The following is a 15,690-nucleotide window of genomic DNA, read 5'->3' on the forward strand; positions in this document are numbered from 1 at the left end:
CACGGTAGGCGACTGAGCCGCTGGGGGAGCGGGCGCTCGCTACCCGGCTTCACTCCGGTGCCCGTGCTCCCCGGCTTCGGCTCCCCGGCTTCACTCCGTGCCGGCGGCTTCGGCTCCGTGGCTTCACTCCGTGTTCCCGGCTTCGGCTCCGCGGCTTCACTCCGTGCCGGCTGCGACGAGCCGGCAGTCCACTCCGACCACACCCTCGACACCCCGTACCAGGCGTGCGGCCAGGGGGATACGGGCGGCGTCCTGTGCCCGCCCCGTCAGGGTGGCGACGCCCCCGGTGACCATGATGTGCACGGGCTCGACCGGCGCGGGGAAGAGCGGGTCGACGATGTCGCGCCGGATCTCGTCGGCGAGGTCGTCGTCCGGACGCAGGAAGACCTTGAGCAGGTCGCCGCGACTGACGACGCCTTCGAGCACCCCCTCGGCGTTCACGACAGGCAGTCGCTTCACGCGCCGCAGCGCCATGATGCGCGCGGCCTCGGCGAGCGTGGCGTCCGTGTGCACGGTGACGGCCGGAGTGCTCATCAGCTCGTCGGCTCTCACCGCCCCGGCCTTGGCGAGGTCGGCCAGCCGGCGCATCTGGGTGAGCCGGTCCGGATCACTGCCCCGGAACTCCTCCTCGGGCAGCAGATCCGCCTCGGACACCACACCGACCACCCTGCCGTCGCCCTCCAGCACCGGAAGGGCGCTGACCTGCCACTGCACCATGCGCTCGGCGATGTCCTTGAACAGAGCCCCGCGGCCCACGGCGACGACGGCTCGCGTCATCACGTCACCCACCCGGCGCGGGCCGCTGCCCACGTCGTCCGCCTGCCACGCCCGGGCGGTCACGGGAGACCGCCACTGCCGTACGGGGCGTAGAGGTCGAGCAGCCGGATCCGGGAGGAGTGCAGCCGCTGGGCGACCACACGCCCGACCCAGACGGCGACCGCCCTGCCGAACTCGGCGTCCTGCGCGCACATGGACCGCACCGCCTCGGCATCGCACTCCCAGGCCCGGACCGGGCTCGTCGTCTCGGCGCCCAGGTGCCAGATGTACGGCGGGAAGTGCCAGGACCAGCCGATCAGTTCACCGTGCCCGAGGGTCTCGACGACGGCGGGCCGACGGCCGGGCACGTGCAGATCGAGGGCGACGGTGCCAGTACGTATGACCCAGAAGCGGTCGGCACGCCGGCCCTCGTCGAACAAGCGCGTCCCGGCCTCGAAGGCGACCCCGCGGGCGAGTCTCATCAGCCGTTCGCGGTGCTCGGGCTCGAGTGCCGTGGCCATGGTCGTGGCGGAGGTCATTGCGCCGACTCCCTTCATGACTCGTGCATCCAGCGTGGCCCCGCCGCCACCGAGGCCGCCAAGGGCCACTCGGACCGAGCCGGGGGCCCATCGGCCCCTGAAGGGCGGGGTCACGGCACCGGGCAGGGCTGGAAGGGCCGGGGTACGGGGTCGGCCCCGGGGCGCCTCGGGCCCCGACGCCTCACTGTGCGGGCGTTCGCGCGGGCTGGCCGCCGGCCGCCCCTGCCCGGCGTTCCGCCTCCCGTACGACGCGGGCGGCCCGCCGGGTCTCCTCCCGCGCGTCCCGTACGGCACGGCCGGCCTGCCGGGCGCGGTCCCGTGCCGTCTGTTCGTCGGTGCGGGCCTGCCGGTGCCCGTCCTCGGCGCGCTTCAGCTCCGCAAGCAGTTCACGGAGGCGCTCCGTTGCCTCGCGCAGCCGGCCGGCGGCCTCCTCCGCCTCGCGGTCCGCGGTCTCGGCCTCCGCTTCGCGCGCCCGCAACTCCCGTTCGGCCGACCGGGCTTCGCCGCGGACCCGGTCGAGACGGCGGCGGTGCTCGGCGGCGCGGCGCCGCTCGTCCGCGGCGGCCTTCTCGCCCGGACCGCGCTTGTCCGCGGCGGCCTTCTCGCCCGCACCGCGCTCGTCCGCGGCGGCCTTCTCGCCCGCACCGCGCTCGTCCGCCGCGACGCGTGCCCGGGCCGGCCCGCGAGCACCAGCGGAGGCGCCGGCTCGGCCCCGGTGCGTGGCCGCGGAGGCACGGTTCCCCTTCGGGCGCCGCCCGTCCGCCGGGTCCTGCCGTTCCCGCTCGGCCGGAGGGCCGTCCCCGGGGCCGGCCCTCCGCGCCGCCGGCCGGCGTTCGAGTGCCGTCTCGTCAGCCGCGGGGAAGCCGACGGCCGAGCTGAGCGGCTTCACCAGCCGCCCGCCGGCCCACTCACGTGCGGCCTGCGGGTCGGCCAGTGCCGCGTGCAGGGTTTCCTCGACCTCGCGCTGGACGCTCTCACCCACCGGATGCCCGGCCTCCGCGGCCAGCTGACGGGCCTGCCGGCCCAGCGCGCCGATCACCTCGTTCTGCCGCCGGGCCAGCCGGCGCAGCTCCGGCCCGTCCAGTTCGCGGTGCGCGCGGCGCAGCTCCTCGCCCAGCCCGAGCAGCGGCTCGACCTGCTGTGGCTGTCCGCGCACCAGGAGGTTGCTGACCCAGGCCGAAAGGCTCGGCCGTCGCAGCGCGCCGATCCGCCGGGCCAGGGCCGGGTCGCCTGACGCACGGGCGTCCAGAGCACGCCGGTCACGGGCCGCGACGAACTCCTCCGGGCGCAGCGCGTACAGCTCCTCGGCGACGGTGTCCAGGTCCACCAGTGCCCCTCTCACCGGCGTCGGTGACGGACTCCGAGTCTCTCACTCGGGCGCCCTGCGTGCTGTTCGTCCTGTGTGCGCGGTAGGGCGCAGGGGTCCTCATGCCGCCTCGCGCCCGTGCACGAAGGTGCCGTCCCGTGCACGTGCGGCAAGGCTTCTCGCGCGCCCCCGCGTGCGGTGTCGCCACTCGGACGCGATCGCGGCGCGCGCGACTTTCGATGGGCGATCGTCACCTTTGGACCCCGTGCCGTGGACCGTCGGCGGACGGCGCCGGCCGGTGCGGCCCCGGCAGGGTGGCCGTATGCAGAAGCCTGATGATCGTATGCAGAAGCCCGCAGGGATCACTCGTGCCCGGTTCCTGGCCGGTACGGCGTCCGCGGGGCTGGCGGCGACGCTGATCCCCTCGGGCACGGCCCGGGCGGCCGAAGGGCGCCCCGGACTGCGGCACCGCGGTGTCGTCTACACCGTCGGGGCGGGCGAGACCCCCGGCACGGCCTTCAGCACGGCCCGGATGCGGCGGGACATCCGGGTGATCCGTGACGGATTGCACGCCGACACCGTGGACGTCACCGGCGACGGAGTGGAACGCCTGACGGCCACGGCGGCCGAGGCCGCGGAGCGGGGGCTGCGCGTCTGGCTGCAGCCGACCCTGGGCGACGTGCCCGAGCGGGACATCCTCGAACACCTCGCGGAGACCGGCCGGTTCGCGGAGCGGCTGCGCCGGCAGGGCGCCGCCGTGGACCTGAGCGTGGGCTGCGAGTTCTGGCTGTACGTGCCGGGCATCGTGCCCGGCGACAACGTCTTCGAACGGATCCGGAACCTGCAGGACGGCCATGTGGACCCCGTCGCGATGCAGCGGCGCCTGGACCGCTTCACGGCGAGGGCCGCCGCGGTCGGCCGTTCCGTCTTCCACGGCCGGCTCAGCTACGCCGCGGCCCAGGAGGACCAGGTCGACTGGCGCCTCTTCGACATCGTGGGCATCGACTACTACTCGTACTTCACCGACGAGACCGCCTACGTACGCGACTTGAGCCGCTACCTGCGCTGGGGCAAGCCGCTGGCCGTCACCGAGTTCGGTACCTGCGCCTACGTCGGGGCGCCCGAGACCGCCGGCATGGGCTGGGACGTCGTCGACCGCGGCAAGCACCCGGAGGAGATCAAGGGCTACCTGGTCCGCAGCGAGCGCACACAAGCCACGTACCTTCTGCAACTCGTCGACGCGTTCTCCTCGTTGGGTCTGTACGCGGCGATGGCCTACGAGTTCGTGACCCCTGACGCCCCGCACCGTCCCGGCGACCCGCTGCACGACCTCGACATGGCGAGCTACTCGATCACCAAGACCGTCCAGGACCGCCCGTTCGACCCCGCCTCCGACTGGCACTGGGAGCCGAAGGAAGCCTTCCACGCCCTGGCCCGCCGTTACGCGCGCGAGCGACGGCACGCCGGCAGGGGGTGAGGAAGCCGTCCCGGACAGGAGGTGAGCAGCCGTCACGCGTCGTCGGCGGCCCTCACCCGTTCACCCGTTCGGAGGATCTCCCGGCTCGCCGCGCGGCCGGCGCCGGGAGGCGGACACATCATGCGTGCATGCCCCGTCCGGCGGCCCGGCTCCGGCCGCACCCTCGGGCGGCCGCGTGCCGGCGCGATGCCGCGGCCCGGCGCCGGGGCACCAGCCGGGCTCCGGCGCGCCATCAAAATTGCATCGTTCGTTTTCTTGAACCGTTCGTGTTTATGAGGGTAGGTTCGGGGGCCATGACCGCCTCCCCGACTCCGGGCACCGCCGAGGAACTCCGCGGTGCCGGCCTGCGCGTGACGGCAGCCCGCGTCGCGCTGCTGGAGACCGTCCGGGACGGCGACCACCTCGGCGTCGAGGCGATCGCCGCCGGAGTCCGCGATCGCGTGGGCCACATCTCCCTGCAAGCCGTCTACGAGGCCCTGCACGCGCTGACGGCGGCCGGTCTCGTGCGCCGGATCGAACCGGCCGGCCACCCGGCCCGGTTCGAGGGGCGCGTGGGCGACAACCACCACCACATCGTGTGCCGGTCGTGCGGTGCCGTCGCCGACGTCGACTGCGCCGTCGGCGAAGCCCCCTGTCTGACCGCCTCCGACGACCGCGGCTTCGCCATCGACGAGGCCGAGGTCGTGTACTGGGGCCTGTGCCCCGACTGTTCCACCGGCTCCACCGGCCGCAGTTCCTGAGCACCGAGTTCCGCACAGTTCGGAAGGATTGCCATGACTGAGAACCACGACGCGATCGTCACAGACGCGAAGGCGGAGGGTGTCGGCGGATGTCCCGTCGCCCATGACCGTGCCCTCCACCCGACCCAGGGCGGCGGCAACCGCCAGTGGTGGCCGGAGCGGCTCAACCTGAAGATCCTTGCCAAGAACCCGGCCGTGGCGAACCCGCTCGGCGAGGACTTCGACTACGCCGAGGCGTTCAAGGCCCTGGATCTCCCGGCCGTGAAGCGGGACATCGCCGAGGTGCTGACGGACTCCAAGGACTGGTGGCCGGCCGACTTCGGCAACTACGGCCCCCTCATGGTCCGTATGGCCTGGCACAGCGCGGGCACCTACCGCATCAGCGACGGCCGCGGCGGCGCCGGCGCCGGCCAGCAGCGCTTCGCCCCGCTGAACAGCTGGCCGGACAACGGCAACCTCGACAAGGCCCGCCGGCTGCTGTGGCCGGTCAAGAAGAAGTACGGCAAGAGCCTGTCCTGGGCCGACCTCATGATCCTCGCCGGCAACGTCGCCCTGGAGTCGATGGGCTTCGAGACCTTCGGCTTCGGCGGTGGCCGCGAGGACGTGTGGGAGTCGGAGGAGGACGTCTACTGGGGTCCCGAGAAGGTCTGGCTCGACGACCGGCGCTACACCGGCGACCGCGAGCTGGAGAACCCGCTCGGCGCCGTGCAGATGGGGCTGATCTACGTCAACCCGGAGGGTCCCAACGGCAACCCGGACCCGGTCGCCGCGGCCCGCGACATCCGTGAGACCTTCCGCCGCATGGCGATGAACGACGAGGAGACCGTCGCCCTCATCGCCGGTGGCCACACCTTCGGCAAGACCCACGGCGCCGGCCCCGCCGACAACGTCGGCCCGGACCCCGAGGCCGCCCCGATCGAGCAGCAGGGCCTCGGCTGGAAGAGCACCCACGGCACCGGCAAGGGCGGCGACGCGATCACCAGTGGCCTCGAGGTCACCTGGACCAGCACGCCCACCCGGTGGAGCAACGAGTTCTTCAAGAACCTGTTCGAGTACGAGTACGAGCTGACGCAGAGCCCGGCCGGCGCCCACCAGTGGGTGGCGAAGAACGCCGAGGCGGTCATCCCGGACGCGCACGACGCGTCGAGGAAGCACCTGCCGACCATGCTCACGACCGACCTGTCGCTGCGCTTCGACCCGGTCTACGAGCAGATCTCGCGCCGCTTCTACGAGAACCCGGACCAGTTCGCGGACGCCTTCGCCCGCGCCTGGTACAAGCTGACCCACCGTGACATGGGCCCGAAGTCCCTCTACCTCGGCTCCGAGGTGCCGGAGGAGACCCTGCTGTGGCAGGACCCGCTGCCGGAGGCCGAGGGCGAGACCATCGACGCCGCCGACGTCACGGCCCTCAAGGCCAAGCTGCTCGGCTCCGGCCTGTCGGTGTCCCAGCTGGTGTCCACCGCCTGGGCGTCGGCCTCCACCTTCCGCACCAGCGACAAGCGCGGCGGTGCCAACGGCGCCCGCATCCGCCTGCAGCCGCAGGCGGACTGGGAGGTCAACGAGCCCGACCAGCTGCGGCAGGTGCTGCGCGTCCTGGAGGGCGTCCAGGCCGAGTTCAACTCCGGCGCCAAGAAGGTCTCCCTGGCCGACCTGATCGTCCTCGGTGGCGTCGCCGCCGTGGAGAAGGCCGCCAAGGACGCCGGCCACGACGTCGAGGTGCCCTTCACACCGGGCCGGGTGGACGCCACGGACGAGCACACCGACGCGGAGTCCTTCGCCGCGCTGGAGCCCACCGCCGACGGCTTCCGCAACTACCTCGGCAAGGGCAACCGGCTGCCGGCCGAGTACCTGCTGCTCGACCGGGCCAACCTGCTGGGCCTGAGCGCGCCCGAGATGACCGTCCTGGTCGGCGGCCTGCGCGTCCTCGGCGCCAACTACCAGCAGACCGCGCACGGCGTCTTCACCGAGACCCCCGGCAAGCTGACGAACGACTTCTTCGTCAACCTGCTCGACCTCGGCACGACCTGGAAGTCGACCTCGGAGGACCAGACCACCTTCGAGGGCCGCGACGACGCCACCGGCCAGGTCAAGTGGACCGGCACCCGGGCCGACCTCGTCTTCGGCTCCAACTCCGAACTGCGCGCGCTCGCCGAGGTCTATGCCGGTGACGACGCGAAGGAGAAGTTCGTCAAGGACTTCGTCGCCGCGTTCGACAAGGTCATGAACCTCGACCGGTTCGACCTCGTCTGATCCACTCGCCCAGCACGTCCGGGTCCGGCCCGCGGGGCGGACCCGGACGTGCTGCGTTTCCGGCACCGGGCGTCCCCCCGGCGCCGACCGCGTCAGCGGCCGAGCACCGCCGCACCCGCCTGCGCGTACTGCTCGTCCAGGTCGCCCGAGGGGGCGCCGGCCACGCCGATGCCCGCGACCGGGGCACCCTTGGCGGTCACCGGCGTACCGCCCGCGAGGAACAGCGTGCCCGGGATGTCCTTCAGGTTCGGCGCCTGCGCCAGCCGCTTCACCAGCTCGGAGGTCGGCGCGTTCCAGGACACCGCGGTGAACGCCTTGCGCTCCGCGGACTCGTACGACTGCGGGCCCGCCCCGTCGCCGCGCAGCAGGACCAGGGTGTTGCCGTTGCGGTCGACGACGGCCACGGACACGTGCCGGCCGTCCTTCTCGGCGGCGTCCACCGCGGCCTGCGCGGCCTTCGTCGCGGCGTCCAGGGTGAGGTGCGTGCTCTGGGTCAGCTCGCCGCCCCGGGCCGCCACCGGGGCGGCGGCGGGCGCGGCCCCGGCGGAGTCGGCGGCGTTGGCGGCGACCGTGCCGACGGCACCGGCACCGACGAGCGCCAGGGCGGCGCCGCCCACGAGGACGCGGGCACGGGCAGACGGCTTCTTGCGGCTGGGCATGCTGAAGGACCTTCCAGTAGAGCCGGGGCTGGGGGCGGAGTCGCTCCCGGAACCGATCCTCGGTCCGGTCCGGGCCGACTTCCGTCGCCGGACCGGTCGTCCCGGGGGTCATCCGATCGGATGACCCCGCCCCCGCCGGGCCAGGGAAGAATGGAGGGTGTTTGCCCAGCTCAGCGCAGAACGGAGGGAGGCGCCGACGATGCCCGAACCCGAGCGCGACGACACCCGCGCCCTCACCGTCGTCATGCACACGGCGTTCTTCGTGCTGCTGGCCGCGTCCGTCGCCCGGTACCTGGCCCGGCACGCCGACGGACCGCACACCCCCTGGGTCATCGCCCTGTCCGCGCTGCTGGCCGCGCTCTACGTCCTCGGGCCGGTCCTCGGCACCCGCCCCAGCCCCCGCAGGCTGACCTGGCTCGGCCTGGTCGTGGCCGCCTGGGCGCTGCTCGTCGTCCTCGCGCCGAGCTTCGCCTGGTGCGCGGTCCCGCTGTTCTACACCGGCCTGCGCACCCTGCCGCCGCGCGCCGCGATCCCGCTGGTGGCCGTGCTGACGGTGCTGGCGGTGGCCGCCCAGCTCAGCCTGGCCGGCTGGCCGGACCCGAACCTGCTGCTCGCACCGCCCGCGGTGGCCGCCGTGGCCACCACCGTCTTCGTCGTCATGCAACGCCAGGCGGCCCGCCGGGACGCCCTGATCGACGACCTGGTCCGCACCCGCCGCGATCTCGCCGCCACCGAACGCCGCGAGGGCACCCTCGCCGAACGCGAACGGCTCGCCCGGGAGATCCACGACGCCCTCGCCCAGGGCCTGTCCAGCCAGCGCATGCTGCTCCAGGCCGCGGACCGGCTGTGGGACACCGCACCGGACACCGCCCGGGACCACGTCCGTACGGCGGCGGCGATCGCCGAGCGCAGCCTCGCCGAGGCCCGCCGCTTCGTCCACGACCTGACCCCGGCCGACCTCGCCGAAGGCGGCGGCCTGCTCCGGGCCCTGCACGCCGTCGCCGAGCGTGAGACGACCCCCGCGCTCACCGTCCGCGTGCACACGGAGGGCACCCCGCCCGGTCCGCTGTCCGCCCCCGTGGAGTCCGCCCTGCTGCGCATCGCGCAGGGCGCCCTCGCCAACGTCCGGGAACACGCGGCCGCCACGACCGCCACGCTCACGCTGACCTGCCTGGACGACCAGATCGTCCTGGACGTCACGGACGACGGCCGCGGCTTCGACCCGCGCACCCGCACCGCCCCCGAGGCCGCCGGCGAACCGCGTGGCCACGGGCTGCCCGCCATCCGCGCCCGCCTGCGCCAGCTCGGCGGCACCCTCACCGTCGAGTCGGCACCGGGCGAGGGCACGGCCCTGTCGGCGGCGATCCCCCTGGAGCCGAGATGACCCACAGCCCCGAGCCGAACGCCGCCCAGACCCCGGTCCGCATCCTCGTCTGCGACGACCATGCCGTCGTACGCGCCGGACTGCTCGCGCTCCTGCACAGCGCCCCGGACATCGAGGTCGTCGGCGAGGCCGGCAGCGGTGAGGAGGCACTGGCCCTCGCCCGCAGGACCGCCCCGGACGTCGTCCTCATGGATCTGCAACTGGGGGAGGGCATCGACGGCGTGGAGACCACCCGCCGGCTGCGCGCCACACCGCCGGCCCCGCACGTCCTGGTCCTCACCACGTACGACACGGACGCCGACGTCACCCGCGCCGTCGAGGCCGGCGCCACGGGCTACCTGCTGAAGGCCGAGCGCGCCGAGGACCTCTTCACGGCCATCCACGCCGCCGCCCAGGGCCGTCCCGCGCTCTCGCCGCCGGTCGCCGACCGCGTGATGTCCCGCCTGCGCAACCCGCGCCCCGCCCTCACCCCGCGCGAACAGGACATCCTCGCCCACCTGTCGCGTGGCCTGTCCAACCACGCCATCGCCCGCGCCCTCTACATCAGCGAGGCCACGGTCAAGACCCACCTGCGCCGCATCTACGACAAACTCGGCGTCGACACCCGGGCGGGCGCGGTGGCGGTGGCGAAGGAACAACGCCTGCTGCCCTGACGGCGCGTCACAGGCACCGGGCGGGGACGGCCCGCGCCCGGCCGGGGCGCTTCACCTCCGCAACACCTCGAACGCCTCCCGCCCAGCGACCCCGATCGCGAGGTCGATGTCCGGTGCCAGCCCCGCGCGCCGGTCGGCACGGGTCAGCGCGGCCATCGCCACCCGGTGCCCGGAGTCCGCCTCGACCACCCCGATCTCGTGCCGGAGGTGCAGGAACGTGCCCGTCTTGCCGCTCCAGCGCAGCGTGTCCGCGCGCAGCTCGCTCGCCAGCCGCTGGGTGAAGACCTGGTGCCCCATCAGCCGGCGCAGCTCCGCCGTGGCCGCGGGAACGGCGATCTCGTCTCGCCACACCCGCTCCAGCAGGCGCACGAGCGCGGCGGCCGAGCCCGCGTTGGCGCGGGCCGGGTCCAGGGTCTCGATGGTGTGCCGGCCCGTCCGCTCGTCCCGGACGGCCAGTTCCAGCGCGAGGGAGAAGTCGTTGCCGGCGGCACCGGCCGCGCACTCGTAGAGGTGGTTCATCCGGTGCCGCACCCGGACCCCGTCGCATCCCCATGCGCGCAGCCGCGCGTCGACCTCCGGTACCGGAACCAGGTCGAGCAGCGCGTCCGCGGCGGCGTTGTCGCTCACCGAGAGCATCTGCAGGAGCAGGTCGCCGACGGCCACGGTGGCCGGGTACCGGAAGGCGGCCAGCCCGGTGGGACCCACGCTGCTGCCGGCCGGGTCGACGGTCACCGGGTGCGCCGGGTCCAGCTCCCCGGACGCGATCCGGTCCAGCACGACCAGGGCGAGCGGGACCTTCACCACCGAGGCCAGCGGCGTCGGCTCGTCCGCGTCGAAGCCGAGCCGTGCACCGGTGTCGATGTTGCGGGCGAGGAAGGAGCCGCGGACGCCGAGTGCCGCCCACTCGGTCGCGATCGCCTCGGCGACGTCCAGGAGGGTGCCGTCGTCGCCGGTGTACACGGGGTGGTGCACCGCCGGGGCGCTCATCCGCATGCCGCCAGCCGTGCGGGGAGGTCCTCGCCGCCGGGACCCGGCTCCGGGCCGCCGCCACGGGCGGGTACGGCGCCCACGGCCGAGGCGAGCTGCGCGGCCAGCCAGGCCGGCGGGTCTCCCGTGCCGTTCCGGCCCGGGGCCGCGCGCACGTCGTACCCCCGGTGCAGCGACCGGTCGGCCAGGGGCGCCCAGTGTGCTCCGTGCTGCCGGGCGAACGGTTCGGGGCAGACCAGTAGCGCCCGCCCGGCCAGCGTCTCGGCGAGCGCGGTGGCCGCCGGACCGGCCGGCCGGATCCGCGATCCGGGCAGCCCGGCACGAGCGGCGGCCCGCGCCAATCGGTCCTCGAAGCAGGGCACCCGGTCCTCCGTGAGGAGCAGCAGGGGTGGGGGGCCGGCGGGGCCGGCGGCACGACCGCGACGCGGCCGCAGCTCTTCGAGGTGGACCGCACGCCGGGAGGATCCGCCGTCCGCGTCTCCCGGACCCGGCGCGGACGCCAGACCCAACGGCAGCCGGAGCGAGGCCTGTTCCGGTGCCGCTCGTACCAGCGCGCAGGCGAGCGAGCCGTCGGTCAGGCCCGAAACCCGTTCCGCGGGCGGCAGTTCGTGCATTCCCAGGGTGACTCCGTGTTCCGTGCCGGCGCGGAGGGCGCGGGCGAGTGCCGCCGGGGCGCAGTCCGCGGGCACGCCGACGGCGTGCGCCCGTGACCGGCGCGCCGAACGGGCGACCTGCCGCAGCCGCTGGGCGCGGTCCAGGACGTCCCGCGCGTAGGGCAGGAGCTGCACTCCCAGCTCGGTGGTCGCGATCTGCCGCCGGGAACGGTCGAACAGCAGCCCTCCGAAGTGCTCCTCCAGCGTCTTGATACGACGGCTGAGCAGCGGCTGGGCGATGCCGAGCCGGTCGGCCGCCCTGGAGAAGCTCGCCTCGTCGGCGGTTGCCGCGTACGCCTCTAGGTGTGCCAGGAGATCCACCCAGCACTCATATCAATAAGGCATGGGACCTTCAAAGTTCACTCTTGGACATGAGAGGTCTCCTCCTGTTTCGCTGTTCCCGTCGAAGATCCACGAGCCGATGACGGATCGCCCGGGAGGAAGCCACCCATGACCAGCCCCGACCGCCCCACCCCGCTGCCGCGCCGCCACCTGATCAGGACCGGCCTCGCGGTGACGGGCGCCGCCCTGACCGCCACGGCGCTCTCCGCGTCCCCCGCATCCGCGTCCCCCGGCGCCCGATCGGGTGCGGACCGGACCCGGCTGGCCGACCTGGAGCAGCGGTACGGTGCCCGGCTCGGTGTGTACGCCCGCAACGTCCGCACCGGGCGGACCGTACTCCACCAGTCGGGGGAGCGGTTCCCGATGTGTTCGACGTTCAAGGCGTTCGCCGCGGCGGCGGTCCTGCGCGACCACGCCGGCCGCGCACCGCTCGACCGGGTGGTCCACTACCCGCCGCACGACCTCCTGCCCAACTCGCCGCGCACGGAGGAGAACCAGGCCACCGGCATGACCGTGGCCGACCTGTGTGCGGCGGCGATCCAGTACAGCGACAACGCGGCCGGAAACCTGCTGCTCCGTGAGATCGGCGGGCCGGCCGGCCTCACCCGCTTCTACCGTTCGCTCGGCGACGACGTGAGCCGGCTGGACCGGTGGGAACCCGAGCTGAACACCGCGATCCCCGGGGATCCGCGCGACACCACGACCCCCGAGGCCGCCGCCGCGAGCCTGGCGCGGCTGACCCTGGGCCGGCCCCTGTCGGGCGCCGACCGCGAGCAGTTCGTCACCTGGCTCAAGGGCAACACCACCAGCACGGCGCGGTTCCGCGCCGGCCTGCCGCGGGACTGGGTGCTGGCCGACAAGACCGGCACGGGCGCGTACGCGACCGCCAACGACATCGGTGTGGCCTGGACGACCCGTGGCACCCCCGTCGTGCTGGCCGTCCTGTCCACCGGGCCGACGCAGGACGCGCCGGTGGACGAGAAGCTGATCGAGGAGGCGGCGCGCATCGCCGCCCGCACCGTGGCCCCCGGCGAGTAGCCCTTCGCACGCGGGTCCGGCTGTCCGGAACAGCACACGGGCGGGTACGGCAAAGGGCCGCACCCACGCGGACGCGGCCCTCCTGTCACGCGCGGTTACGCCGGCCGGCCGCCGTACGGGACGGTGATGAGTTCCATGGCATGGCCCGACGGGTCCAGGAAGTACACGCCGCGGCCACCGTCGTTGTGGTTGATCGTGCCCGGGTGCCGCATGTGCGGGTCGGCGTAGTGCTCGATGCCGCGCCGGACGATCCGGGTGTACGCCGCGTCGAACTCCTCCTCGGAGATCAGGAAGGCGTAGTGCTGCGGGGTGATCTTCTGCGCGGGGATCGTCGCGAAGTCCAGGGTGACGCCGTTGCTGAGGCCGACGGCGACGAACGGGCCCCACTCCGTGGTGATCTCGAGGTCCAGCAGTTCCGCGAAGAACCGGGCGGATTCACGGTTGTCGCGGGAATGGACGATCGTGTGGTTCAACTCGACTGACAAGGAATGCCTCCTGGGCATGTCCTGGCACCTCCATGCCTCACCCGGTCGGTGACCGGCACGCGATGCTGTTGCCGATGCTAGCCACGGGCGCGCGACGGCGTCCACGGGGTTCCGGCGGCGCCGGGCGGCCGGAGGCCTCAGCTGACCGGGTCGTGCGGTGTCACGGGGTGCGCCTCCAGACCCGGTGCGGCGAGCAGGTCGGCGATCAGTTCCGGCGACCCGCCGACGTAGGTGCTGACCAGGTCCACGTCGCCGCCCACGCACCAGGCGCGGTCCTCGGGCCACCACAGGTCGGGCAGCTCGGCGAACGGGTCGAGCCGCACCGGCGATACGGCGTCGGCCAGCGCTCCGGCGAGCAGCACCTCGTCCCGGCCCGGCGTCCCGAACGCCGGGAAGGCGCCGAAGTCCCAGCGCCCGTACCCGCTCCACAGCCCGAACCAGCAGCGCTCCGGGGTGCGGGTGTGCCGGGCCAGCACGGGCAGGAGCGCCTCGGCGACCTCGGGCGGCGTCGGGCCCTCCCCGGGGTGTTCGTCCCACACGCCGGGGAGGCCGTACTCGGAGGCCTGGTAGTAGTCGAGGTCCAGGCCGACGACCTGGTGCCACCGGATGCCCGGCGTCACCCGGGTGCCGTGCGCCGCGGCCACCGTCGACCAGCGCACGGGCCTCTCGTCCAGGGACGCCGGGTGCAGGATTCGCGCGTACGCGGCGAAGCCCGCCGCGGCCACACCCGCCACCGTGCCGAACGCGCCGCATCCGGGCCCGCCCACGGCGAGCCAGCGGGCGGGGGAGAGGTCGCCGTCCTGGACGTGCAGGCGCCCGTACCACTCCGGGGCGGTTTCCAGGTGGACCAAGGGCTGGTCATGCATCCGCCCAGTCTGCCCTGCACCCACCCACCGAGCGCCCCCGGCCCCCACCGTTCCAGGGGCTTTCAAGCGCGTGGGGTGCGCGGGAGCCGAGCGTCGATGCGTCAGCCGAAGCAGCCGGAGGAGGTGTGCGGCTCCGCTCGGCCCCGGGCGTCAGTACGAGTTTCCCAGTACCGCCAGTAACATGATCACCTTGCTCCGGGTGTACCAGTCAGTCAACTCGACGCGTCCGTGGACGCGCCCTGCCCGGAGAAGTCCATGTCTACTGTCAACGATGCGCTGGAAGACGCGCGCTTCACCTACGAGCAGCACATGCACACGTGCCGCCAGTGCCATGCCGATGCCGCGCCGTGTGCCGTGGCCAAGCACCTCCTGCGGATCTACAACCTCGCCCGCAGGGACCACCTGCGCTCCGCGGGACGGAACGCCCCGACCGCCTGACCACGGCGAGGAGTCCCCCGGGGCGAGCTTCGTCACGGCGGAGGTCTCGACGCGACCGGCGGACACACCGCCGCGCCGCCGCCACGCCATGTCCCCGCCGGCGGCGGCCCGTCGAGCAGATCTGTCTCGGCGCACCGGCGGTCTGTCTCGGCGCACCGGCGGTCTGCCTCGGCGTAACGGCGGTCCGCCTCAGCGCACCGGCGGTCTGCCTCGGCGTAACGGCGGTCCGCCTCAGCGCACCGGGAAACCGAACGCGTAACCCTGCTGCTTCAGCCACGGCAGCAGGGTGCGCAGCGCGGCCACCGTCTGGGAGCGGTCGCCGCCGGCGTCGTGGAACAGGATCGTCGGACCGTTCGCCACCTCGCCCTCGACGGTGGAGACGATGGCCTGCGTGCCCGGCTTCTCGAAGTCCTTCGAGTCGACGTTCCAGCCCAGCGGCCGCATCCCGTGCGAGGCCGCAAGCTTCCGGCTGTAGGGGGTGAAGGCGCCGCCCGGGGCCCGGTAGTACATCGGCCGTACGCCGCCGGACGCCTTGGTGATCTGCCGCTCGGCCTCCACGATCTGCTGTGACTGGTAGGCCTGGGACTTCTTGTCCATCGTGGTGTCGTGCGCCACCGAGTGGTCGCACAGCCGGTGCCCGGCGGCCACCACCTGCCGGACCAGGTCGGGGTGCGCCTGGGCCTGCGTGCCGACCATGCAGAAGGTCGCCTTCACGCCGTTGTCCCGCAGTACCTGGAGCACCTGCGGGGTCCAGACCGGGTCCGGGCCGTCGTCGATGGTGATGTTGACCGCGTGCGCGCCCTTGTCGGAGGCGTGGACGATGGCCGCGGACACCGGCTTCGCCTTCGGCGCGGCCGGCCGGGCCGACACCCCCGGGGCGGCGGAGGCCTCGCCGGACTGACCGGCCTGTGCGGTCCACACCGAGGTGGCGGCTGCCACCGCCGTGACTCCGAGTGCCGCCGCGATCACCCGGCCGTGCCATCCCCGCCCGCCATGCCGCGCCATGTCCGTCCCGCCCCCTGGTATGTCGATCAGATCCCCGTGCACCTGGCAGGACGGGCGGAGACGAGCCGAGGATCCCTCTGTTACCGATCACGGACAATTCCGGGGCATCCCT

16 protein-coding genes are annotated in these 15,690 nt (G+C 73.7%); 7 read left to right on the forward strand and 9 right to left on the reverse strand.

Features of this window, described 5'->3' with window-relative positions; genetic code table 11:
• Positions 1–156: 156 nt before the first annotated feature.
• From JK359_RS33850 to JK359_RS33860, 3 genes are all read right to left on the reverse strand, one after another.
• A complete protein-coding gene (locus JK359_RS33850) occupies positions 157–777 on the reverse strand; it encodes a CBS domain-containing protein (RefSeq protein ID WP_201843538.1) in 621 nt (206 codons plus the stop codon).
• A 59-nt stretch (positions 778–836) separates the two neighbouring features.
• Positions 837–1,295, reverse strand: coding sequence for a Crp/Fnr family transcriptional regulator (locus JK359_RS33855; RefSeq protein ID WP_201843449.1), 459 nt, complete (start codon positions 1,293–1,295; stop codon positions 837–839).
• Between the two features lie 181 nt (positions 1,296–1,476).
• Complete coding sequence (locus tag JK359_RS33860) at positions 1,477–2,622, reverse strand: hypothetical protein (RefSeq protein WP_201843450.1); 1,146 nt, start codon at positions 2,620–2,622, stop codon at positions 1,477–1,479.
• A gap of 322 nt (positions 2,623–2,944) precedes the next feature.
• Here JK359_RS33860 and JK359_RS33865 point away from each other — a divergent pair, with 322 nt between their 5' ends.
• The 3 genes from JK359_RS33865 (at position 2,945) to katG (ending at position 7,068) form a co-directional block, all read left to right on the forward strand.
• Positions 2,945–4,078: a glycoside hydrolase family 113 protein gene (locus JK359_RS33865; protein ID WP_201843451.1), complete on the forward strand. Its 1,134-nt coding sequence runs from the start codon at positions 2,945–2,947 to the stop codon at positions 4,076–4,078.
• Between the two features lie 293 nt (positions 4,079–4,371).
• Complete coding sequence (locus JK359_RS33870; protein WP_201843452.1) at positions 4,372–4,818, forward strand: Fur family transcriptional regulator; 447 nt, start codon at positions 4,372–4,374, stop codon at positions 4,816–4,818.
• 33 nt (positions 4,819–4,851) lie between these two features.
• Positions 4,852–7,068 (forward strand): catalase/peroxidase HPI, encoded by a 2,217-nt coding sequence (katG, locus tag JK359_RS33875; RefSeq protein ID WP_201843453.1) that lies wholly within the window; start codon positions 4,852–4,854, stop codon positions 7,066–7,068.
• 92 nt (positions 7,069–7,160) lie between these two features.
• Here the strand turns inward: katG and JK359_RS33880 are convergent, their stop codons facing one another.
• Positions 7,161–7,727 carry a GlcG/HbpS family heme-binding protein gene (locus tag JK359_RS33880; RefSeq protein WP_201843454.1) on the reverse strand — a complete coding sequence of 189 codons (567 nt, stop codon included), beginning with the start codon at positions 7,725–7,727 and terminating at the stop codon, positions 7,161–7,163.
• A gap of 199 nt (positions 7,728–7,926) precedes the next feature.
• Here JK359_RS33880 and JK359_RS33885 point away from each other — a divergent pair, with 199 nt between their 5' ends.
• Both JK359_RS33885 and JK359_RS33890 read left to right on the forward strand, forming a co-directional pair.
• Complete coding sequence (locus tag JK359_RS33885; protein WP_201843455.1) at positions 7,927–9,111, forward strand: sensor histidine kinase; 1,185 nt, start codon at positions 7,927–7,929, stop codon at positions 9,109–9,111.
• A complete protein-coding gene (locus tag JK359_RS33890; RefSeq protein WP_201843456.1) occupies positions 9,108–9,764 on the forward strand; it encodes a response regulator in 657 nt (218 codons plus the stop codon). The genes JK359_RS33885 and JK359_RS33890 overlap by 4 nt, the downstream gene beginning before the upstream one ends.
• Before the next feature lie 51 nt (positions 9,765–9,815).
• Here JK359_RS33890 and JK359_RS33895 read toward each other — a convergent pair whose 3' ends face one another.
• Together JK359_RS33895 and JK359_RS33900 are read right to left on the reverse strand one after the other, a co-directional pair.
• Positions 9,816–10,736 (reverse strand): serine hydrolase, encoded by a 921-nt coding sequence (locus tag JK359_RS33895; protein ID WP_307788398.1) that lies wholly within the window; start codon positions 10,734–10,736, stop codon positions 9,816–9,818.
• Between the two features lie 11 nt (positions 10,737–10,747).
• Positions 10,748–11,725 (reverse strand): LysR family transcriptional regulator, encoded by a 978-nt coding sequence (locus tag JK359_RS33900; protein ID WP_201843457.1) that lies wholly within the window; start codon positions 11,723–11,725, stop codon positions 10,748–10,750.
• Positions 11,726–11,854: 129 nt separating this feature from the next.
• On the opposite strand from JK359_RS33900, the gene bla reads away from it, so the two are divergent.
• Complete coding sequence (gene bla, locus JK359_RS33905) at positions 11,855–12,784, forward strand: class A beta-lactamase (protein ID WP_201843458.1); 930 nt, start codon at positions 11,855–11,857, stop codon at positions 12,782–12,784.
• A 95-nt stretch (positions 12,785–12,879) separates the two neighbouring features.
• On the opposite strand, the gene JK359_RS33910 is transcribed toward bla, so the two are convergent.
• Together JK359_RS33910 and JK359_RS33915 are read right to left on the reverse strand one after the other, a co-directional pair.
• Positions 12,880–13,269: a VOC family protein gene (locus tag JK359_RS33910; RefSeq protein WP_201843459.1), complete on the reverse strand. Its 390-nt coding sequence runs from the start codon at positions 13,267–13,269 to the stop codon at positions 12,880–12,882.
• Positions 13,270–13,406: 137 nt separating this feature from the next.
• Positions 13,407–14,135 carry a hypothetical protein gene (locus JK359_RS33915; RefSeq protein ID WP_201843460.1) on the reverse strand — a complete coding sequence of 243 codons (729 nt, stop codon included), beginning with the start codon at positions 14,133–14,135 and terminating at the stop codon, positions 13,407–13,409.
• Positions 14,136–14,390: 255 nt separating this feature from the next.
• Here JK359_RS33915 and JK359_RS33920 point away from each other — a divergent pair, with 255 nt between their 5' ends.
• Positions 14,391–14,573, forward strand: a complete 183-nt coding sequence (locus tag JK359_RS33920) for a hypothetical protein (RefSeq protein WP_201843461.1) — start codon at positions 14,391–14,393, stop codon at positions 14,571–14,573.
• 231 nt (positions 14,574–14,804) lie between these two features.
• Here JK359_RS33920 and JK359_RS33925 read toward each other — a convergent pair whose 3' ends face one another.
• Positions 14,805–15,578: a polysaccharide deacetylase family protein gene (locus JK359_RS33925; protein WP_201843462.1), complete on the reverse strand. Its 774-nt coding sequence runs from the start codon at positions 15,576–15,578 to the stop codon at positions 14,805–14,807.
• Positions 15,579–15,690: the final 112 nt, after the last annotated feature.

Origin of the sequence: Streptomyces actinomycinicus (genome assembly GCF_016741775.1) — a bacterium.
Taxonomy (GTDB): Bacteria; Actinomycetota; Actinomycetes; order Streptomycetales; family Streptomycetaceae; genus Streptomyces; species Streptomyces actinomycinicus.

What these genes read in the sequence shown, in the direction of transcription:
- JK359_RS33880 (WP_201843454.1), bottom strand. Translation starts at nt 7,727, where the DNA reads ATGCCCAGCCGCAAGAAGCCGTCTGCCCGTGCCCGCGTCCTCGTGGGC.
- JK359_RS33870 (WP_201843452.1), top strand. Translation starts at nt 4,372, where the DNA reads ATGACCGCCTCCCCGACTCCGGGCACCGCCGAGGAACTCCGCGGTGCC.
- JK359_RS33915 (WP_201843460.1), bottom strand. Translation starts at nt 14,135, where the DNA reads ATGCATGACCAGCCCTTGGTCCACCTGGAAACCGCCCCGGAGTGGTAC.
- JK359_RS33890 (WP_201843456.1), top strand. Translation starts at nt 9,108, where the DNA reads ATGACCCACAGCCCCGAGCCGAACGCCGCCCAGACCCCGGTCCGCATC.
- JK359_RS33850 (WP_201843538.1), bottom strand. Translation starts at nt 777, where the DNA reads ATGACGCGAGCCGTCGTCGCCGTGGGCCGCGGGGCTCTGTTCAAGGAC.
- JK359_RS33865 (WP_201843451.1), top strand. Translation starts at nt 2,945, where the DNA reads ATGCAGAAGCCCGCAGGGATCACTCGTGCCCGGTTCCTGGCCGGTACG.
- bla (WP_201843458.1), top strand. Translation starts at nt 11,855, where the DNA reads ATGACCAGCCCCGACCGCCCCACCCCGCTGCCGCGCCGCCACCTGATC.
- JK359_RS33855 (WP_201843449.1), bottom strand. Translation starts at nt 1,295, where the DNA reads ATGACCTCCGCCACGACCATGGCCACGGCACTCGAGCCCGAGCACCGC.
- JK359_RS33920 (WP_201843461.1), top strand. Translation starts at nt 14,391, where the DNA reads ATGTCTACTGTCAACGATGCGCTGGAAGACGCGCGCTTCACCTACGAG.
- JK359_RS33925 (WP_201843462.1), bottom strand. Translation starts at nt 15,578, where the DNA reads ATGGCGCGGCATGGCGGGCGGGGATGGCACGGCCGGGTGATCGCGGCG.
- JK359_RS33885 (WP_201843455.1), top strand. Translation starts at nt 7,927, where the DNA reads ATGCCCGAACCCGAGCGCGACGACACCCGCGCCCTCACCGTCGTCATG.
- katG (WP_201843453.1), top strand. Translation starts at nt 4,852, where the DNA reads ATGACTGAGAACCACGACGCGATCGTCACAGACGCGAAGGCGGAGGGT.